Raw genomic sequence first — 332 nt, forward strand, 5'->3', positions numbered from 1 at the left:
TAAATCTGGGGCTTGTGCAATGGTGGTAGTGGCACTAGCTTGCTCTGGCGCAGTTTGGTCAGTGTCGGCTACGGCGGTATTGACCAAGTCAGTACCTGCATCCATCTCCGCCTGAGTGACAGTATGGCTGGCGGTATAAACCCAGGTCTCAGTAACATCAAGCTGTTGATCGCTATCGGCATCACCAGATGAGTAGGCATAATCTTTCGCAAACTCATCAGTCAGCACGACCCCAGTTAAGGTCACATTACCAGCATTAGCTACAGTGATAGTGTAGTTAATCACATCACCAGCACCATCAGCCGAAGAGAGGCTAGCTACTTTAGTGATCG

At 49.7% G+C, this 332-nt stretch carries 1 protein-coding gene; it reads right to left on the reverse strand.

All coding sequences use genetic code 11. The features are described 5' to 3' along the window. Positions 1-332 (reverse strand): DUF7507 domain-containing protein (locus AOB49_RS11790; RefSeq protein WP_172793440.1); only part of this gene is annotated, 332 nt, incomplete at both ends.

This window comes from Polynucleobacter sinensis, assembly GCF_001595985.1.
GTDB classification, from domain to species: domain Bacteria; phylum Pseudomonadota; class Gammaproteobacteria; order Burkholderiales; family Burkholderiaceae; genus Polynucleobacter; species Polynucleobacter sinensis.